Raw genomic sequence first — 17,711 nt, forward strand, 5'->3', positions numbered from 1 at the left:
TACGCTTGCCGAAGCGCCCCCACAAGTCCCATTTTCCCGCCAGTCCAGCCAGATTTCTTTCAAGCGAGTTCCCCATGCGCCTCTTCCCCGCCTTCTTCCAGATGGACGATGCCCATGTCGTGATCTTCGGCGCTGGCACGAATGCCGAGCGCAAGACGCGGCTGGTGGCGAAGACGCCCGCCCGTATCTCGCTGGTCACAAAAAGACGTCCGGACTGGGCCGAGCCTTTCAGTGACCAGCTGACTATCGTCACACCGGAGCATGCCGGACAAGCGCTGGACACCGCCCGCTTCACAATCATCGCGAGCGACGACGAAGCGGAAGTCCAGTGGGCCTATGAACTTGCCCGCGCCTATGGCGTGCCAATCAACGCCGTCGACCGCAAAGAGCTCTGTGATTTCACGATTCCCAGCATGCTGGACCGTGGCCAGGTCGTCGCTGCGGTTGCAACCGGCGGTGCAGCCCCCGTGCTGGCCAAGGACATACGTTCGAAGCTTGAGACACTCCTGCCGGAGCGTATTGGATCGCTCGCCGCGCTGGCTGAACGATGGCGTCCTGCCGTCAAGGCGGCCATCGACACCGAGACCGGCCGACGTCACTTCTGGGAGGCCGCACTTCGGGGCGCTGTCGCCGAGGCGGTCTATGCGGGTGATGACGCGGGCGCAGAAGCGCTGATGGAAGACGCCCTCTCGAAATTTGCCAACGAAACTGCAGGAAATGAAACCGGACCGGTTCACATCGTCGGCGCCGGACCGGGCGACCCGGAACTGCTGACGCTCAAGGCTTTCCGCCTGATCCAGCAGGCCGATGTGGTCTTCCACGACAAGCTAGTCTCAAAGGAAATCATGGACCTCGTCCGCCGCGATGCCGAACGCGTGCCGGTTGGCAAGTCCAAGGGCGAACACCTCGTCCCGCAGGATGGCATTCATGAACTGATGATCGCCGCCGCTGAAGAGGGCAAACGCGTCGTCCGCCTCAAGGGCGGCGACCCCTTCATCTTCGGACGTGGCGGTGAGGAAGTCGAAGCCCTGCGCGAAGCGGGTATTGAGGCGCATGTTGTGCCGGGCATCTCCTCGGCGCTTGGCTGCGCGGCTTCGGCCAACATCCCGCTCACCCATCGCGACCACGCCCAGACGCTGACCTTTGTGACCGGCCACGCGCAGAAAGGCGGCGTACCCGATCTCGACTGGCAGGGCCTTGCAAAGCCGCACCAGACCATCGTCGTTTTCATGGGTGTCGGCACAGCGCCGGTCATTTCGGAGAAGCTACAGGAAGCTGGCCTACCGGGAAAAACGCCAGTCGCCGTGATCGAGAACGGCACGCGCGCAAATGAAAAACGCGGCTTTGGCTCGCTGGATTCCCTTTCCCGCGTCATCGAGGAAAAAGGCATTCGCGGACCAGCACTTCTCATTATAGGAGAGGTTGCCGGCCTTCCAGCCGAAGCGCTGAACAGAAAAATCGAAGAGGCCCTGGCATGACATCCGTTCGCCCGAAACTGAAGCCGGAGCAGCCCAAGGCTGTCACTGCCTGGGAAACCGCCACGGGCAAAGTCGTCTGGATGGCCCCTGACGGCAGCTGGTCAGACGATCCGGACAAGATCGGTGTCTTCACCGGCGAAGAAGCCGAAAAGCGGCTGGCCGATGCGGAAGCCCAGGAAGGCATTGTCACCGATCCATACTTCATGCAGGTCACTGATGACGGCGCCATCGATGGCCGCGAGACGCTGCGCGAGACGATCCGCGCAAACGGCCCGACAATTCACCCGCAATTCCAGAGGTCTGCGCGATGATCCGCATTTTTGGCGACAGTATTTCTGGCAACTGCCTGAAGGTAAAATGGGTGGCTGACCGTCTGGGTGTCGAACACCAGTGGGTCGAGGTCGACATTCTCAAGGGCGAGACACGCACCGACGCGTTCCTCGCCATCAACCCTTTCGGCCAGGTGCCGGTCGTCGAGTTTGAGGATGGCAGAACGCTGGCGCAGTCAAATGCGATCATCTCCTATCTCGCCGATGGCAGCGAACTCGTCCCCGATGATGCCTTCGAGCGCGCAAAGGTGTTGGAATGGATGTTCTGGGAACAGTATTCCCACGAGACAGCGATCGCGGTGCGCCGCTTCCAGAAGCATTACGAGAAGAAAAGCGACGACGAGATCGATCCGCACCTGATGGCCAAGGGCCGCCGCGCGCTGGGCCGGATGGAACTCGCCCTGCTCGGCAATGACTGGATCGCGGGCGGCGAGGCCATGACGCTCGCCGATATCTCGCTGCTTGCTTACACCCGCCTGGCTCACGAAGGCGGTTTCGACGTATCCGAGTTTCCGGCCGTCCAGGCCTGGATTGCGCGCTGCGAGCGCGAGCTCGGCCTGCCCCATCTCCACGAGGTTACCGATGTACAGATATGACGAATTCGACGCGCAGATCGTGCGCGATCGGGTCGAACAGTTTCGCGGACAGGTGGCCCGCCGCCTGTCTGGCGAAATCAAGGAAGACGAGTTCAAGCCGCTCCGCCTGCAGAACGGTGTCTATCTTCAGCTGCATGCCCACATGCTCCGGATCGCTGTACCGTATGGCCAGCTTTCACCCCGGCAGATGCGGCGCCTTGCCAAGATCGCGCGGGACTATGACCGCGGTTATGGCCACTTCACGACCCGCCAGAACATCCAGTTCAACTGGGTCGCCCTGAAGGATATTCCGGATGTACTGGCCGAACTGGCCGAGGTTGAGATGCATGCCATCCAGACCTCCGGCAACTGCATCCGCAACACGACCAGCGACCATTATGCAGGGGCAGCCAAGGACGAGATCATGGATCCGCGTCCCTGGTGCGAGATCATCCGGCAATGGTCGACCTTCCATCCGGAGTTCGCCTTCCTGCCGCGCAAGTTCAAGATTGCGGTCACCGCAGCTGAACATGATCGCGCGGCCATCCGCGTCCATGATATCGGCCTGCACATGCGCGAGCGCGACGGCGAGGTTGGCTTCGAGGTGCATGTCGGCGGCGGACAGGGCCGCACGCCACACATCGCCGCCAAGGTTTCAGAGTTCGTGCCGGAGAGCCAGCTGCTCGACTATCTTGAGGCGATCATGCGCGTCTACAACCGCTTTGGCCGTCGCGACAACAAGTACAAGGCACGGATCAAGATCCTCGTCTCGGAAACGGGCGAAGAAGAATTTCGCAAGCTGGTCGAAGAAGAATTCGCCGCCCAGCGTGACCATGAAAAGATTGACCTGCCGCAGGCGGAAATCGACCGGATCAACGCGTATTTCACGCCGCCGGCCCTGCCCCCCAAGCCAGCTACATCCGAGGCCTTCGAAAAGGCAACGGTCGCCGATGCCGGCTTCGCCCGCTGGACCCGCGCCAACCTGCATCCGCACAAGGTCGACGGCTACACCTCCGTCACCGTCAGCCTGAAACCCATTGGCGTCGCGGCTGGCGATGCCACCGACACACAGATGATGGTCGTCGCGCATCTGGCCGAAACCTATGGTCATGACGATATCCGGGTTACTCACGCGCAGAACCTGGTCCTGCCGCATATCGCGCTGGATGACGTCTACGAGGTTTACAGAGAGCTTGACGCGGCCGGCCTGGCCACGCCGAACGAAGGCCTGATCTCGGACATGATCGTCTGCCCGGGCCTCGACTACTGCAACCTGGCCAATGCCCGGTCGATCCCGGTCGGCATGGCGATCCAGGAGGCCTTCTCTGATCCGGACGACCAGGCCGATATCGGCAAGTTCCACATCAATATTTCCGGCTGCATCAACGCCTGCGGCCACCACCATGTTGGCCACGTCGGCATTCTTGGTGTCGACCGGAAAGGCGAGGAATACTACCAGATCACGCTCGGTGGGCGCGCCGATGAGAAAGCCGCCATCGGCCAGATCGCCGGCCCGGGCCTTAAGGCGGAGGATGTGCCATCGGCACTGAAACGCCTTGTCGATCGTTACCGTGAGCTGCGAGCCAGCAAGGACGAGACCTTCATTGAAACCTTCGAGCGCGAAGGCATGGAGCCGTTCAAGGAAGTCATCTACGCCGGCGCGTAGACCAGTAAGGTTACCCAGAAATGCCACTGATCAAAGACCGACAGGAAGTCGATGATGTCTGGGCTTTTGTCCCGGACGATACACCACTGTCACCAGGCGGGTGTGTGACCGTCTCGCTCGGACGATTTCGCAGCGAAACCGAAATTCTGCTCGCCCGTAACAGCAACATCGGCGTCAGGCTTGAGCCGGCCGATGACCCGCATGAACTGGAGGAGCATCTCCACCGGCTGAACCTGATCGAGATCAGTTTTCCGAAATATACCGACGGGCGCGGATACTCGCAGGCACAGCTTTTGAGGCGGCGTCTCGGCTATGAAGGCGAGCTTCGAGCGGTCGGCCACGTCCTTCGAGATCAGATTCTCTATATGAACCGTTCAGGCTTCGATGCTTTTGAGACGGCACGCGCCGAACTACCTTCAGTCCTGCAAGCGCTGGAAGAGTATTCAGCGTTCTATCAACCAGCGGCCGACGGCGCGACCCATGTGTTCAAGCGCCGGCACCAGAAGGACTAGAGGCGTTCATGCCCTATACCGACTATCAGACACGCCTGCGCGAGCCCGTGACCGAACGGCTGGACCGCCTCAACGCTGAACTGCGTGATGCGTCGGCCACGACGATCCTGCGCGCTTCGCTTGTGCGTGAGTGGCCGCAGAAGCTGACTTATGTCTCCAGCTTCGGCGCCGAGAGCGCTGTGATGCTTTCGCTGATCGCCGATGTGGACCCTGATTTCCCGGTCATCTTCCTTGAAACGGGGATGCACTTTCCGCAGACGCTCGACTACAAGGATGAGCTGATCGACCGGCTGGGCCTGACCAATGTTCGTGAAACACCGCCGAGCGAAACCGAGCGGAAGGTGCTAGACCCTCAGAACCGCCTCTGGAAAACGGATCCGGACGCATGCTGTGCCCTTCGCAAGGTCCGCCCGCTGGAGCCGGCGCTGGAAGGGTTCGACGCCTGGATCACGGGCCGCAAGCGCTTTCATGGTGGCGCGCGGCTTTCGCTTCCTGTGTTTGAGCATGCCAGCGGCCGCTTCAAGGTGAACCCGCTCGCCAGCTGGACGCAGGAAGACGTTGACCGTCACTTCGCTTACCGCAACTTGCCGAAGCATCCGCTGGTCGACCAGGGCTATCCATCGATCGGTTGCTGGCCGTGCACGAAGCCGGCCGCGGACCCAAGCGATATCCGGTCTGGCCGCTGGGCCGGTATGGCCAAGACCGAGTGCGGCCTGCATGTCGACAAGAAAGAACGCCCCCGCGTTTTCTAGGCATTCGCTCCCTGCGGACTTATTTATTGAAAATCGATATATTCGTCTCCATATCAACCCTGTTCGACTGAGCAGATGATTGGAGGAGAATGGATGGACCTGACCATTGCCGAGGGTTTCGCGTTGCTGGCACTCAAAAATGAGTCTGGCGAAAAACAGGGACAGTTCGTCGAGTATGGCCTCGCCGGAAGCGCCCTGTCCGAGCTGATCCTTCGCGGCAAGCTCGCTCAGGACCCAGCCAAGCCGAAACGGCTGAACATCATCGATACCGAAACGACCGGTGACCGCTTCCTCGACTTTTGTCTGTCGATCCTCCTGAAGGCAGGCGGCGGCAAGAAGATTTCGACCTATGTGAACAAACTTGCCCACAAGTCGAAGCTGTTCCGGGAGCAGGCGCTTTCACTCGTCGAAAAGGGCGTCCTTCGTACCGAGCCGAAGTCGTTTCTTGTCTTCAACTGGACGCAATACCCGGAAGCTGACACGGTCACAGAAGCCAAACTGAGAGAACATCTGGCCGCAATCATGTTCGATGGAAAGGCACCAGTGGCGCGCGATAGCGTGATCATTGCCCTTGCCGAAAAGACGCAATTGCTCGGGAAGAACTTCGACAAGTCCGAAATCAGGGCCCACAAGGCACGGATCAAGGAAATCGCCAAAGGCGACATGCTAGCCGCGAAAGCAACGGTGGCTGCGATTGATGCGGCGCTGGCGGCCGTCATCGCCGCGACAACGGTCACCACCGTTGCCGCCACGACCGGCAGCTAGATTTCCAGCAACAGGCCGAACCAGCCGCAAAAAAGACAAATCCGCACCGCAACGTGTAAGCCATATCTAACGCTGGCGAATATCCCTGGTATTATTGAGCATGGCACGAACCGCACGCTTGCTTCTGGTTTCGCTTCTTCTGGCTTGCAAGCCTGCTGGCCTGGCCCTGGCCAAGTCAGCACCTGAAGTCATGGGACAGCACCTCTGGCAGGAGGCCGTACAAGTTCAGACGCGCTTTGCAGCCAAGGCGAAGAACGACAGATATATGGTGGTCATCGATTATAGTCGGCCATCGGCAGAGCCTCGATTCTTCCTGGTCGACCTCAAGACTGGCTCCGCCAATGCCTTTCTGGTCTCGCATGGCCGCGGATCAGACCCCGACCATGACGGCATGGCCGATCGCTTCTCGAACGTCCCCGGCTCGAAGATGACTTCGCTCGGCGCCTTCGTCACAGCGGAGACCTATTACGGCAAGCACGGTCTATCCCTCAGGCTCGACGGACTGGAGACGCAGAACAGCGCGGCGCGCGAACGGGCGATTGTGATTCACGGGGCCGATTATGTTTCGCCGCAGCGAAAGAAAATGGGACGCAGCTGGGGCTGCCCCGCGCTTGAGCGCAGGGTCGCTTTGGACCTCATCCCCAAAATCGCGAATGGCGTTCTGGTCTACACTTACGGGCCGCAGAAAAGCGCCGGCCTAGACTCCGAGATTGTCGATCAGGCGGGTTGAGCCCATCCAGGCCGCCGCGAGCAGCCGGCACGCCTGCCCTGCTGCGAGCGGGCCGTCAGCCAGGTCCTGAAGACTGGCCGGATCGACGGCACTGACATAGTCGAGCCTTGAAAAGCCAGCCGCCAGGATATGGCCCCTTGCTTCCCTCACTGCCGTTTCAACGGGCACGCCGATCCGAATACGGCAGGCCGCCCTGTGGAGGGCGCCGAAGATCGCATTGGCTCGGCTGCGCTCCTCCTCGCTGAGATAGGCATTGCGCGAGGACTGGGCGAGACCATCGCGGTCGCGCCAGGTCGCCCCGCCAACAATCTCAATGCTAAATCCGAGATCACGCACCATGCGGCGGATAATCTGCAGCTGCTGAAAGTCCTTCTCGCCAAAGACGGCGACGTCCGGCTGGACGTGAATGAAAAGCCGGGCGACCACTGTCGCAACCCCATAGAAGAAGTGCGGCCGGTAGATGCCATCCAGAAGGTCTGACATTTCCTCGACGCGGACATTGGTCAGCGAGCCTTCGGGATACATCTCGTCGACACTGGGGCAGTAAACAATGCTGCACCCAGCTTCGCTGAGACGGGCTACGTCGCCCTCCTCGTCTCGGGGATAACGCTCAAGATCTTCGCCTGGGGCGAACTGGGTCGGATTAACAAAAATTGAGGCTACGACGGTCTCACACTTTTCCCCAGCTTTATTGACCAGGGAGATGTGGCCATCATGGAGCGCGCCCATTGTGGGTACAAACCCGATTTGATTGCCCTTTTTCCGCTCTGCCGCGACGGCTGCACGCAGATCAGCGCGCGTCCTGACGATCCTGGCCTTCTTATTGTTCACTTGGAGACTGCTCCGAACTCTGATTTCGTAAACGACCTGTTAACCAATTCGCGTGAATTCTTCACTTATGAGAAAGCCCATCATGCCCCGACTGAAAGTGCTGCTCGCCTGTGCGGGCCTGTCCTCACTGAAGCGTCGCGATCTGGATCGAGCCAGTGCGATCGAGCCGGAACCTATCAGGCGTCCGCTTGATGACAACTCGGCTGCACATACAGATGACTGGCTTTTTGACGCACAGCCTGAGGCGACCGCGCATGGCCGTGCGCTCGATACACTGACGCGCTCCATGATGCGGCTTCGCGAATCACTCTCCGGCATCGCGGACTTCGCGCCGCTTACCGTTGAGCCGGAGCCGATTCACTCGCTCGGCGCCTTCAGTTTCGATAATGACCTGTTCGACGGCGAGCCCATGCTTGCAACCTCGCGGTCGGCAAGCACCGTGGCCCTCGACCATGACCTCTTTGAAGAAGAGGCTGGCGATGCTCTGGTCTTCGGTGTCGAGGCAGATCAGGCACCGCTTTACCAGCATGCCGCCTAAGCCCCCGCATCCCTGACGCAAGGCGAAAGTGGAGTTTTCCCAAATGCCCGCAGACGGATTCGGCTCAGTCACCACCAGTCGCGACGACGCCGTCACGCTCCAGCCTTCGCCGGACCGTGATTGCCGCGTTCTCGTCGTCGGCAATGAAAAAGGTGGCGCCGGCAAGTCTACAGTCGCGATGCACCTGTCCGTGGCGCTCATGCGCATGGGGCAGCGCGTCGGTGTGATCGACCTCGATGTGCGCCAGCGGACGCTGACGCGCTATCTTGAGAACCGTCTGCGCTGGATGCAATCGACTGGCTCGAAACTGCCCATGCCGGAAATCATCCGCGTGGATGCCAGCACCGACCGTGACCTGGACACCGCCGAGCGCGAAGAAACAGACCGCCTGATGGGCGCGGTTGAGCGCCTACGCGCGGTCAGTGACTATATTATTATTGACGCCCCGGGCGGTGACACCTTCCTCTCCCGCTCTGCTCACACGATCGCAGACACGCTGATTACGCCGCTGAATGACAGCTTTGTCGATTTCGACCTTCTTGGCGATGTGAACCCGCAGACACTCGAGGTCATCCGGCCAAGCTTCTATTCCGAGATGGTCTGGAACTGCCGCAAGAAGAAAGCTCAGACCTCCCGCAAGCCGATTGACTGGGTTGTGATGCGCAACCGCGTGTCTCCGCTAGAGGCGCGCAACAAGCAGAAGGTCGGCGAAGCGCTGAATAACCTGTCCAAACGGATTGGTTTCCGTCTTGCGCCAGGGCTCTCCGAACGGGTCATCTATCGCGAGCTTTTCCCGGCCGGCCTGACCTTGCTGGATCTCACCGAGCGCGGCTCGAATGTGGCTTTCACGATGAGCCATGTTGCTGCCCGCCAGGAGCTGCGGGACCTCGTCATCCTGCTCCAGCTGCCGGCGCTCGCAGGCGCGGAAATTTCTTTCTAGTTAAAGCACCTCTCGCTTCTCTGTTCGCAGGCGCACAAGGCTTTGGTTTACCCTGAAGCGTCAGGCGCATGTGTCTCAGCATGACTGCGGGTGTCTTCACTGTCGCGAAATCGGACGTTGGTGAAACCCGCCGGGGAAAGGGCCGGCTAGGGCCCTTCGATAACAGGCTTGGACGGGATCAGGGATTCAAACGCCATATCGTCGCTCGTGCTTTCGTCACCCTCGCCAACGGGCGGCGTGAACACTTGTCCGTTGAGCATCGGCAGCGCCGCGCCATTCGGATTGACCGGCGATTGCAGGGCGCTGAAGGCGTAGCTCGCCTTGATCTCGTCGGCCTGCTTGTTCTCGTCGAAGCTCTTGTAAGCTGCCTCGATAAGGTCGGTGACATGCGCATCGCGTGATTTCGACGTCGATCCGCCGAACATGATCGCAATGACCCGACGGCCGTCACGCTTGGCCGAGGCCATCAGGTTGAAACCCGAAGCCCGGGTATAGCCGGTCTTGATGCCATCAACACCGTCGACGGACTTCAGCAGGTTGTTGTGATTTTTATAAGTCCGGTTGCCCCAGGAGAAGCTGGCCCGGGAGAAGTAATGATAGTAGTCGGCGTGATCCTCGAGCAGACGTTCGGCAAGGATGGCCATGTCGCGTGCTGTTGATAGCTGGCGCGTATCCGGCAGGCCCGAGGCGTTTCGAAAGGTTGTATTATTCATGCCGAATGTCTTGGCTTTCGCGGTCATCAGCGTCGCAAACCGCGACTCGGTCCCACCGAGCCGTTCGGCGACGACCGCTGCCACGTCATTGGCAGATTTCGTGATCAGCGCATCGATGGCATCGCGCACACTGATGGTCGAACCCGGTGTCAGGCGCAGCGAGGACGGCGGCTGTGACGCGGCGTGACGCGAGACATAGAGGCGCTCGGTATACGAGACCTCTCCCGACTTTAGCGCGTCGAACAGCATGTAAAGCGTCATCGCTTTTGTCAGCGACGCTGGATAGCGCGGTTCATCGGCATGTCTGGCATGAAGGACTTCGTTGGAATCGGCATCGACGACAATGGACGCATACTTCTCTGCGATGGCCGCCGGCGCTAGCGCAACAAGCATGACGAGTGCGCCAATAGCTGCCCGGATATTCTTCCCGCCAGCACGAAATGCCATGGATTTCCCTCCTCAGAGCGTTACGAACCCCGGCCTCCCGATGATTCGATCATAGGGTGGCTAAATTGTATTATCCACCCGTTAAGCGCACAGTCTTGCACGATGCATACCGCCACTGAATCGTTAATGAACACGGAAAATATTGTGCGGTGCACAAAAATTGTTGCAAGTGCGAACAGATTGGTCTATATAGGCTTCATCAAAGGAGTAACCTATGGCCAAGACCGATACAAACATGTTCGGGGCTTTCACGCCCGAGACTTTCGTAAAAGCTTTCCCGTTCGCGACGCAGTTCGGCGACATGGGCAAAGATGCAATGACCGCTGGCACGGAAAGCGCAAAAGCGTCCGTGAAGAGCCTTCAGGATGCCAGCGCCGCAATGATGCGCCAGGCACAGGATCGCGTCAGCATGACGGTTGAGACCGGCAAGACGCTGGCTGGCGCCAAGACTGTTGAAGAAGCCATGGAAATCCAGTCGGCTTATGTCCGCAGCGCTTTCAAGGCCCATCTCGACGGTCTCAGCGAACTGGCCGGCATCTACTCGACGGCGATGAAGGACTGCATGGAACCCTTCGCCGGCTACACCAAAGAGATGATGGCCGAGACCAAGAAGGCAACGACGAAGGCGAAAGCCTCCTGATCTGCGCACTTCGCAGGCAAGTTTTCTGGTTGGCCGGCTGAGATTTCAGCCGGCCAATTTTTTTGCCCGATTTTTTTCATGTAGGGTGAATACTCATGAGGTCTGGTTGTTTAAGGTTGCTGGATGAGCGCACGTGTAGACTTCGAAACGATTGAACGCCCCGGCTCGCCGAACACTTACCTCGTCGCGCCCGAAGGCTTGTGCGCAAATGCGACGCCCGATGCAGACGCCCCGAGCTTCGACCTGTCGCCCGAGGCGCTCTTCGCGAAAGTCGAATCCGTACTGTCGGACAAGTCCAACTGGTCGGTCACACATCGTGACCCCGCCACGCGCCAGATCGACCTCGTCGCCAGGACACCGCTGCTGAAATTCAAGGACGATGTGGCAATTCGTGTCCTGCCCGACGGCGCAAATCACGGAAAATCCCGATTAGCTGTCTATTCTCGTTCCCGAGTCGGTTATCATGACTTGGGCGCGAACCGGAAAAGAGTGGATTCGCTGATCGCGGAGTTGAAATAATTCAGATGAGCTGCAGCTTGAACAGCAATGCACTTCTGATCAGGCTTAAAATTGCCCAAACTGAACCATATCTGTTTGACATGACCGTTAGAGACGACAGACCCAGACTCGCCGAGCCGGAAGGACCTTCCGGACCAACGCGCGATGGCGATACGGATGGTACCGGCCTGGCGACCGAAACGCGGGTCAAGACGAAAAAGCCGTCCATGTACCGCGTGCTGCTCCTGAACGACGACTACACGCCGATGGAGTTCGTGGTCTTCGTACTTGAACAGTTTTTCAACAAAAGCCGCGAACAGGCGACCCGCATCATGCTTCATGTGCATCAAAAAGGGGTTGGTGTTTGCGGAGTGTACACTTTCGAAGTCGCTGAAACGAAAGTGGCTCAGGTCATGGACCTAGCGCGGCGCAACGAGCATCCTCTGCAATGCACGATGGAGAAAGAGGACTAAGCCTATGCCGTCACTGACAGACAGCCTCGAAACCGCCCTGGAGAAAGCGCTCAACCTCGCTGGAGAGCGGTCTCACGAATACTCGACGCTCGAGCATCTCCTGCTCGCGCTGACCGAGGATACCGACGCGGTTGAAGTGATGACGGCGTGCAAGGTCGATATCAACCAGCTGCGCCAGTCGCTCACCCAGTATATTGATGAAGAACTTTCCAGCCTGATCACGGACAATCCGGCCGCCAGCGTGCAGCCGACGGCCGCCTTCCAGCGCGTCGTCCAGCGCGCCATCCTGCATGTCGAAAGCTCCGGCCGCGACGAAGTCTCAGGCGCGAATGTGCTGATCTCCATCTTCTCCGAGCGTGAGAGTCATGCCGCCTACTTCCTGCAGGAGCAGGACATGACCCGCTATGACGCGGTGAACTTTGTGTCCCATGGTCTGGCCAAGTCGCCCGGGATGTCGCGCAGCTCGACCCCGCGCGGCGCCGAAGAGACCGAGCAGCAGCAAAAGGCAGGTCCTGCCAAGGAGGCGCTCGAAGCCTACTGCGTGAATCTCAATGAGAAGGCACGCCAGGGCAAGATCGACCCGCTGATCGGCCGCGATTTCGAAATCGAGCGCTGCATCGAGGTGCTGTGCCGCCGGTCCAAGAACAATCCGATCCTTGTCGGTGACCCTGGCGTCGGCAAGACGGCGATCGCCGAAGGCCTCGCCAAGAAGATCGTCGATGGCGAAGTGCCGGAGATCCTGGAAGACGCCGTCATCTGGGCCCTCGACATGGGCGCCCTGCTGGCTGGCACGCGCTATCGCGGCGATTTCGAAGAACGCCTGAAAGCGGTAATGAAGGAAATCGCCGAGCAGGAAAAAGGTGTCCTGTTCATCGACGAAATCCATACGGTCATCGGCGCTGGTGCGACATCCGGCGGGGCCATGGATGCTTCCAACCTGCTGAAGCCCGCCCTGCAAAGTGGTGAGGTTCGCTGCATGGGTTCCACGACTTTCAAGGAGTTCAAGCAGCACTTCGAAAAGGACCGTGCCCTCGCCCGCCGGTTCCGCAAGATCGACGTGGTCGAGCCGTCCGTGCCGGACGCCGTGAAAATCCTCACCGGCCTGAAGCCGACCTTCGAGGAGTTCCACGGCATCCGCTATACCAATGAGGCCATCAAGGCCGCCGTGGAGCTTTCGGCCCGATACATCACTGACCGCAAGCTGCCGGACAAGGCGATCGACGTGATCGACGAGGCTGGTGCGACGCAATGGCTGCTGCCCGAAAGCAAACGGCGCAAGCAGATCGGGACCAAGGAGATCGAGGCCATCATCGCCAAGATCGCCCGCATCCCTCCCAAGCAGGTCACCAAGGACGACGCCGTCGCGCTCAAGAATCTCGAGCCGGACCTCAAGCGCGTGGTCTATGGCCAGGACGATGCCATCGAGGCGCTCGCCTCCTCGATCAAGCTCGCTCGCGCTGGCCTGCGCGAACCGAACAAGCCGATCGGCTCCTACCTGTTCACCGGTCCGACCGGCGTCGGCAAGACTGAGGTCGCCCGTCAGCTCGCCTCCATCATGGGCGTCGAGCTGCTGCGCTTCGACATGTCGGAGTATATGGAGCGTCATACGGTCTCCCGCCTGATTGGCGCGCCTCCGGGCTATGTCGGCTTTGACCAGGGCGGCCTGCTCACCGATGGCGTGATGCAGCATCCGCACTGCGTGCTGCTGCTCGATGAAATCGAGAAAGCGCACCAGGACCTGTTCAACATCCTGCTGCAAGTCATGGACAATGGCTCACTGACGGATGCGAATGGCCGCAAGGTCGATTTCAGGAACGTGATCCTTATCATGACGACCAATGCCGGGGCGTCGGATGCCGCGAAGAACTCCATCGGCTTTGGCCGCGGCAAGAAGACCGACGAACAGGAAGACGCGCTGAAGCGCCTGTTCACGCCGGAATTCCGCAACCGCCTGGATTCCACCATCCTCTTCGGTGGCCTTACGCCGGAAATCATCGAGCGGGTTGTCGAGAAGTTCGTTCTCCAGCTGGAAGTCCAGCTGGCGGACCGCAATGTGACGATCGAGCTGTCAGAGAAAGCCCGCAACTGGCTGGCTGAACGTGGCTTCGACGAGGAGTTTGGCGCCCGGCCTCTGGCACGCACCATCCAGGAGCACGTCAAGAAGCCGATGGCGGAAGAGCTTCTCTTCGGCAAGCTCGCCAAGGGCGGCGCGGTAAAGATCGACATCGACAAGGACGACGACGACAAGCTCTCCTTCGAGTTCATCGAGGACAAGGGCAAGAAGTCCAAGCCGAAGAAGAAAAAGGACAAGCCGGAACAGGTCGACTAGGCCAGAACCAGCCCACAAAACCAGAAGCGCCGCCCTTCACCCGGGCGGCGCTTTTCTTTTACCAGACCATGGCTTCCTTGAGCTTGGCGTGCAGGTCAGGCGGGATGTCATCGCCGCCGCGGCCGGCCTTCAGGTCCGCCGGGGCGTCCTTGGGCTTGAGATAGCGCCAGCCCTGGAAAGGCCGTTTCGGCATTGGCTCGACCGCAACAAGCTCCGGCTCGAAAACAAGCTCGCAGGCGCGCTGGCCGTTGCGGTCATCAATGACGCGAATATCGGTGAAGGCCTGGCGAACCTGGATCACGCCCTTGATCACCCAGTAAATCGACCCGCCATCGAGCAGCTCATCAATCTGCTTGGGAACCATGCGCGTGTGATGCAACGGCGCCGGATGACGTGTCATCAGCCGCCTCTGCCAGGCTTCAAGGTCGCCGACATCATCCGCGCCGACGCAGAGTTTGACCATGTGCAATGTCACGAGTCGAAGTTTAGCGCGCTGCGAGCCCGGGACCAGAGGCGGACTGCCGCTGGCTTGTGAATTCCGCCTTGGCCTGCTCATTCGCAAAGAAGATCTCGATGGAGGTCACTGTCGCCGTATAGTGCCGGCGAATGGTCCTGAAACCGCCCTTGGCTTCGAGGCTGACCGAATAGGACGCGACATAGGAAAGGCCCCAGTTGGGTTCAGTCTCCAGCAGGTAGGTCTGATCGAATTGCGTCAATCGCCCTCCTTCAGGACCGCGGACCGGGTTGGGAAGATCATAGTCGATGCGCAGGAAGCGCTCTGACACCGGATCAAGCCAGGCCTTCGCATTGACCCGGTCGGCAAACCAGACATCCAGTTCCGTGTCGTTCAATGAAGGATTGTGGCGGAAGCTCACCCGCCAGGCTGCCCCAAGATCGGCAACGTCCACCCGCTGACCAATGCTGGGCCTGAGGTCATCGGGAAACAGGCGTCCGTCCGGCGCCGCTTCAGCCCCCCAAGAGGCCGCTGCTTCGTCGAGATCGTCATCCTCGCCACGCGCCGACACTGGCTGCCAACGTGCATCGCCTTCAAGGCGCGGGTCATAGCGGAACGTCCGGCGCGCCCTGTCGCTGACAAGTTCCACTGTAAACGCCGCTCGCAGGGTCTCAGGAGCTTCGGTGGCCAAAAGCGCCGCATCAACCGGGCCGCTCGAGGCCGAGATTTCATATGCGATCGCAATCAGCAGCCCGACTGGCAAAGCACCCTCCTGGCCAGCGCATCCTGCTGCCGGCAATTAACCATGACCCATGCCTAATACCCGCGGGATTTACATCGCCTGAATGCGGCAGAAATCAGGTTACGAGATCAGCACCGGTAGACTTTCTCGCGCCATGCCCCGCCCGCGCACCATGAACCAGCGCGACCAGCACGAAGCTGATAATCATCAGCAGATACCAGGAGCCGAACTTGACCGGCGACACCATGGTCCAGACCGTCTCCTGCCCAGGATAGGTCCAGGCCCGCGCGAGCGTGCCAATATTCTCCGCAAACCATATGAAGAGCGCAACAAGGCCAAAGCCGATAATGAGCGGCATAGGCCGATGTGTCTCGTCCGCCCGGAACCAGACCACGCACCGCCCATAGATCAATACCGTCGCCACGAAGAGCCCGGCACGGATATCGACCGTATAATGATGGGCGAAGAAATTGACGTAGATCGCGGCCGCCAGAACGCCCTGCAGCCAAAGCGGTGGAAACCGGTCAAAACGGAAATCAAAGATCCGCCAGACCCGGGCCAGGTAGCTGCCGACGGCTGCATACATGAAACCTGAAAACAGCGGCACACCCGCAATTCGCAGAAAGTTGTCTTCCGGGTAGATCCAGCTGCCGGCGCCCGTCTTGAAGATCTCCATGACGGTGCCGACGATGTGAAATACGAATATGATCCGGGCTTCTTCCCAGGTCTCAAGTCCGGTCGCGATGAGGAGCGCCTGTATGGCGATGGCCGCGATGACAAGAAAATCGTACCGGCTTATCGGTGCGCCCTCTGGATACCAGAGATGCGTTGCAAGGATCAGCGCAAGCAGCGCGCCGCCGAAGATGCACGCCCAGCCTTGCTTGATGCCGAAGCTCACGAACTCGAAAACCGCTTTGGAGAATGGACCGCGCACAGCGCGCGCGCGAAGTTGCTCGCGATGACGCGAGAGGGCAGATTTTATGGATGATACGCTCGGCATATGTTTCTCTTTGCCGGGCACCGCGGCAGGAAAGTGGCGCAATCGCAACCATTTATAGGGTTACTAGTCAGCGCCGCTCCGCTGGTCTAGGCTCGCGCCTGTGCCATCAGAGGGGATGAATCATGGCTTACATGGACAATCGCAATGTCAGCATGGCTGCCGGCGTCATCATCGGCGGCATCGGCGCTTATCTCGGTTTCGAGCAGGCTGCCGCAACGGGCGTCAGCCCCATACTCGGCGCGCTGATATTTGGCGCCGCAGGCTTCGTTGTTGGCATGGCGGGCGCATTCATTTTCAAATCGCTAGCGCAGTTTCTGGTCTTCCTGGTCCTGATCGGTGCAATCATATATTTCGCGCAGGACCCGATCACGCAGATGACAGGCATCAACCCGGTTGAAGCTGTCCTGAACATCCTGCGCAATCTTGGGCTGACAATTGGCGAGGTTGCGAGCCAACCGCCCGGCGGCTGATCAGCCCACCCAATAGGGTTTCCGCTTTTCGAGGAATGAGGACAGGCCCTCACGGCCCTCCTCGCTGGCACGGCGTGCGGCAATCCGCTTTGCCGTCTCGTGGCTGAGCGCCTGGTTGATTTCCAGCCCGGCAAGATCGAGCACCAGCCGTTTCGCATCCTGGATCGCCCCCGGCGCAGCATGCATGGCGAGTTTGGCCAGGTGCTCTTCCATCGCGGTGTATTCGTCCTGCGTCTGAACGACGTACTGGACGAGCCCGATCTTTTCAGCGAACGCCGCATCGAAGCTTTCTGCGGACACAAACAGCGCCTTCGCCCAGCGCGGCCCGATCGCCGAGATGACAAAGGGGCTGATGGTGGCTGGTGTCAGGCCAAGACGCACTTCCGAGAAGCGGAACTTCGAGTCGGCCATGGCAACCGCGATGTCGCACGCTGCCACAAGCCCGGCTCCGCCCCCCATGACTGCGCCATGGACAAGCGCGACCGTCATCTGCGGCAGCGCAGCAAGTTTACGCAGCATCTCCGCCAGCTTGTAGGCGTCCTGCTCGTTTTCATGCCGGGTATAGTCTGCCGCGGCCTTCATCCATTCGAGGTCTGCGCCAGCAGAGAAGCTTGGCCCGTTTCCCCGCAGGATCACCATACGGATCGTTTCCTGCTCCTCCAGCGTTTCCAGCGCATCGGTGAGCTCCTCGATGACCAGGGCGTTCAGCGCATTGTGACGGTCAGGACGGTCCAGCGTCAGCACGGCGATGCCGCCGGGGGTCGCATCCAGGTTGATGGTCTCGTACTCGTCCATGAAATCCTCCTGCTTTGCAGAAAGCATAGGCCTC

At 59.9% G+C, this 17,711-nt stretch carries 21 protein-coding genes; 15 read left to right on the forward strand and 6 right to left on the reverse strand.

Annotated elements, in window-relative coordinates; all coding sequences use genetic code 11:
- The first annotated feature begins 74 nt into the window (after nucleotides 1–74).
- From cysG to D1223_RS14900, 8 genes are all read left to right on the forward strand, one after another.
- Nucleotides 75–1,478, forward strand: coding sequence for a siroheme synthase CysG (cysG, locus tag D1223_RS14865; protein ID WP_119377227.1), 1,404 nt, complete (start codon nucleotides 75–77; stop codon nucleotides 1,476–1,478).
- Entirely contained in the window at nucleotides 1,475–1,789 is a 315-nt protein-coding gene (locus D1223_RS14870) for a DUF2849 domain-containing protein (RefSeq protein WP_119377228.1), read from the forward strand. The genes cysG and D1223_RS14870 overlap by 4 nt, the downstream gene beginning before the upstream one ends.
- Nucleotides 1,786–2,403 (forward strand): glutathione S-transferase family protein, encoded by a 618-nt coding sequence (locus D1223_RS14875; protein WP_119377229.1) that lies wholly within the window; start codon nucleotides 1,786–1,788, stop codon nucleotides 2,401–2,403. The genes D1223_RS14870 and D1223_RS14875 overlap by 4 nt, the downstream gene beginning before the upstream one ends.
- The gene (locus D1223_RS14880) at nucleotides 2,390–4,048 is read left to right on the forward strand and encodes a nitrite/sulfite reductase (RefSeq protein ID WP_119377230.1); all 1,659 of its coding nucleotides are present in this window, start codon (nucleotides 2,390–2,392) and stop codon (nucleotides 4,046–4,048) included. Before D1223_RS14875 ends, D1223_RS14880 begins: the two co-directional genes overlap by 14 nt.
- A gap of 20 nt (nucleotides 4,049–4,068) precedes the next feature.
- Nucleotides 4,069–4,560: a DUF934 domain-containing protein gene (locus D1223_RS14885; protein ID WP_119377231.1), complete on the forward strand. Its 492-nt coding sequence runs from the start codon at nucleotides 4,069–4,071 to the stop codon at nucleotides 4,558–4,560.
- An 8-nt stretch (nucleotides 4,561–4,568) separates the two neighbouring features.
- Nucleotides 4,569–5,312 carry a phosphoadenylyl-sulfate reductase gene (locus tag D1223_RS14890; RefSeq protein WP_119377232.1) on the forward strand — a complete coding sequence of 248 codons (744 nt, stop codon included), beginning with the start codon at nucleotides 4,569–4,571 and terminating at the stop codon, nucleotides 5,310–5,312.
- Between the two features lie 93 nt (nucleotides 5,313–5,405).
- Entirely contained in the window at nucleotides 5,406–6,077 is a 672-nt protein-coding gene (locus D1223_RS14895; protein ID WP_158588505.1) for a GOLPH3/VPS74 family protein, read from the forward strand.
- 100 nt (nucleotides 6,078–6,177) lie between these two features.
- Entirely contained in the window at nucleotides 6,178–6,807 is a 630-nt protein-coding gene (locus D1223_RS14900; protein WP_119377234.1) for a murein L,D-transpeptidase catalytic domain family protein, read from the forward strand.
- Here the strand turns inward: D1223_RS14900 and panC are convergent.
- Nucleotides 6,775–7,638: a pantoate--beta-alanine ligase gene (panC, locus tag D1223_RS14905; protein ID WP_199288221.1), complete on the reverse strand. Its 864-nt coding sequence runs from the start codon at nucleotides 7,636–7,638 to the stop codon at nucleotides 6,775–6,777. The genes D1223_RS14900 and panC overlap by 33 nt on opposite strands.
- Before the next feature lie 82 nt (nucleotides 7,639–7,720).
- Here panC and D1223_RS14910 point away from each other — a divergent pair, with 82 nt between their 5' ends.
- Together D1223_RS14910 and D1223_RS14915 are read left to right on the forward strand one after the other, a co-directional pair.
- A complete protein-coding gene (locus tag D1223_RS14910; protein ID WP_119377235.1) occupies nucleotides 7,721–8,176 on the forward strand; it encodes a hypothetical protein in 456 nt (151 codons plus the stop codon).
- A gap of 43 nt (nucleotides 8,177–8,219) precedes the next feature.
- Nucleotides 8,220–9,116 carry a division plane positioning ATPase MipZ gene (locus D1223_RS14915; protein WP_119377236.1) on the forward strand — a complete coding sequence of 299 codons (897 nt, stop codon included), beginning with the start codon at nucleotides 8,220–8,222 and terminating at the stop codon, nucleotides 9,114–9,116.
- Nucleotides 9,117–9,262: 146 nt separating this feature from the next.
- On the opposite strand, the gene D1223_RS14920 is transcribed toward D1223_RS14915, so the two are convergent.
- Complete coding sequence (locus tag D1223_RS14920) at nucleotides 9,263–10,276, reverse strand: D-alanyl-D-alanine carboxypeptidase family protein (RefSeq protein ID WP_119377237.1); 1,014 nt, start codon at nucleotides 10,274–10,276, stop codon at nucleotides 9,263–9,265.
- A 214-nt stretch (nucleotides 10,277–10,490) separates the two neighbouring features.
- Between D1223_RS14920 and D1223_RS14925 the strand changes: the two genes are divergently transcribed.
- The 4 genes from D1223_RS14925 (at nucleotide 10,491) to clpA (ending at nucleotide 14,216) form a co-directional block, all read left to right on the forward strand.
- Nucleotides 10,491–10,916, forward strand: coding sequence for a phasin family protein (locus D1223_RS14925; RefSeq protein ID WP_119377238.1), 426 nt, complete (start codon nucleotides 10,491–10,493; stop codon nucleotides 10,914–10,916).
- A gap of 123 nt (nucleotides 10,917–11,039) precedes the next feature.
- Nucleotides 11,040–11,435, forward strand: a complete 396-nt coding sequence (locus D1223_RS14930) for a DUF1499 domain-containing protein (protein WP_119377239.1) — start codon at nucleotides 11,040–11,042, stop codon at nucleotides 11,433–11,435.
- Between the two features lie 80 nt (nucleotides 11,436–11,515).
- Complete coding sequence (gene clpS, locus D1223_RS14935) at nucleotides 11,516–11,887, forward strand: ATP-dependent Clp protease adapter ClpS (RefSeq protein WP_119377335.1); 372 nt, start codon at nucleotides 11,516–11,518, stop codon at nucleotides 11,885–11,887.
- A gap of 4 nt (nucleotides 11,888–11,891) precedes the next feature.
- A complete protein-coding gene (gene clpA / locus D1223_RS14940; protein WP_119377240.1) occupies nucleotides 11,892–14,216 on the forward strand; it encodes an ATP-dependent Clp protease ATP-binding subunit ClpA in 2,325 nt (774 codons plus the stop codon).
- A gap of 58 nt (nucleotides 14,217–14,274) precedes the next feature.
- On the opposite strand, the gene D1223_RS14945 is transcribed toward clpA, so the two are convergent.
- The 3 genes from D1223_RS14945 to D1223_RS14955 form a co-directional block, all read right to left on the reverse strand.
- Entirely contained in the window at nucleotides 14,275–14,691 is a 417-nt protein-coding gene (locus tag D1223_RS14945; RefSeq protein WP_119377241.1) for a DUF1489 family protein, read from the reverse strand.
- 10 nt (nucleotides 14,692–14,701) lie between these two features.
- Nucleotides 14,702–15,433 carry a hypothetical protein gene (locus tag D1223_RS14950; protein ID WP_119377242.1) on the reverse strand — a complete coding sequence of 244 codons (732 nt, stop codon included), beginning with the start codon at nucleotides 15,431–15,433 and terminating at the stop codon, nucleotides 14,702–14,704.
- A gap of 94 nt (nucleotides 15,434–15,527) precedes the next feature.
- Nucleotides 15,528–16,412, reverse strand: a complete 885-nt coding sequence (locus D1223_RS14955; protein ID WP_119377243.1) for a DUF817 domain-containing protein — start codon at nucleotides 16,410–16,412, stop codon at nucleotides 15,528–15,530.
- Between the two features lie 122 nt (nucleotides 16,413–16,534).
- On the opposite strand from D1223_RS14955, the gene D1223_RS14960 reads away from it, so the two are divergent.
- Nucleotides 16,535–16,882: a hypothetical protein gene (locus tag D1223_RS14960; protein ID WP_119377244.1), complete on the forward strand. Its 348-nt coding sequence runs from the start codon at nucleotides 16,535–16,537 to the stop codon at nucleotides 16,880–16,882.
- Here D1223_RS14960 and D1223_RS14965 read toward each other — a convergent pair whose 3' ends face one another.
- Entirely contained in the window at nucleotides 16,883–17,704 is an 822-nt protein-coding gene (locus tag D1223_RS14965) for an enoyl-CoA hydratase-related protein (RefSeq protein WP_233349976.1), read from the reverse strand.
- Between the last annotated feature and the right edge of the window lie 7 nt (nucleotides 17,705–17,711).

Origin of the sequence: Henriciella mobilis (genome assembly GCF_003576285.1) — a bacterium.
GTDB lineage: Bacteria > Pseudomonadota > Alphaproteobacteria > Caulobacterales > Hyphomonadaceae > Henriciella > Henriciella mobilis.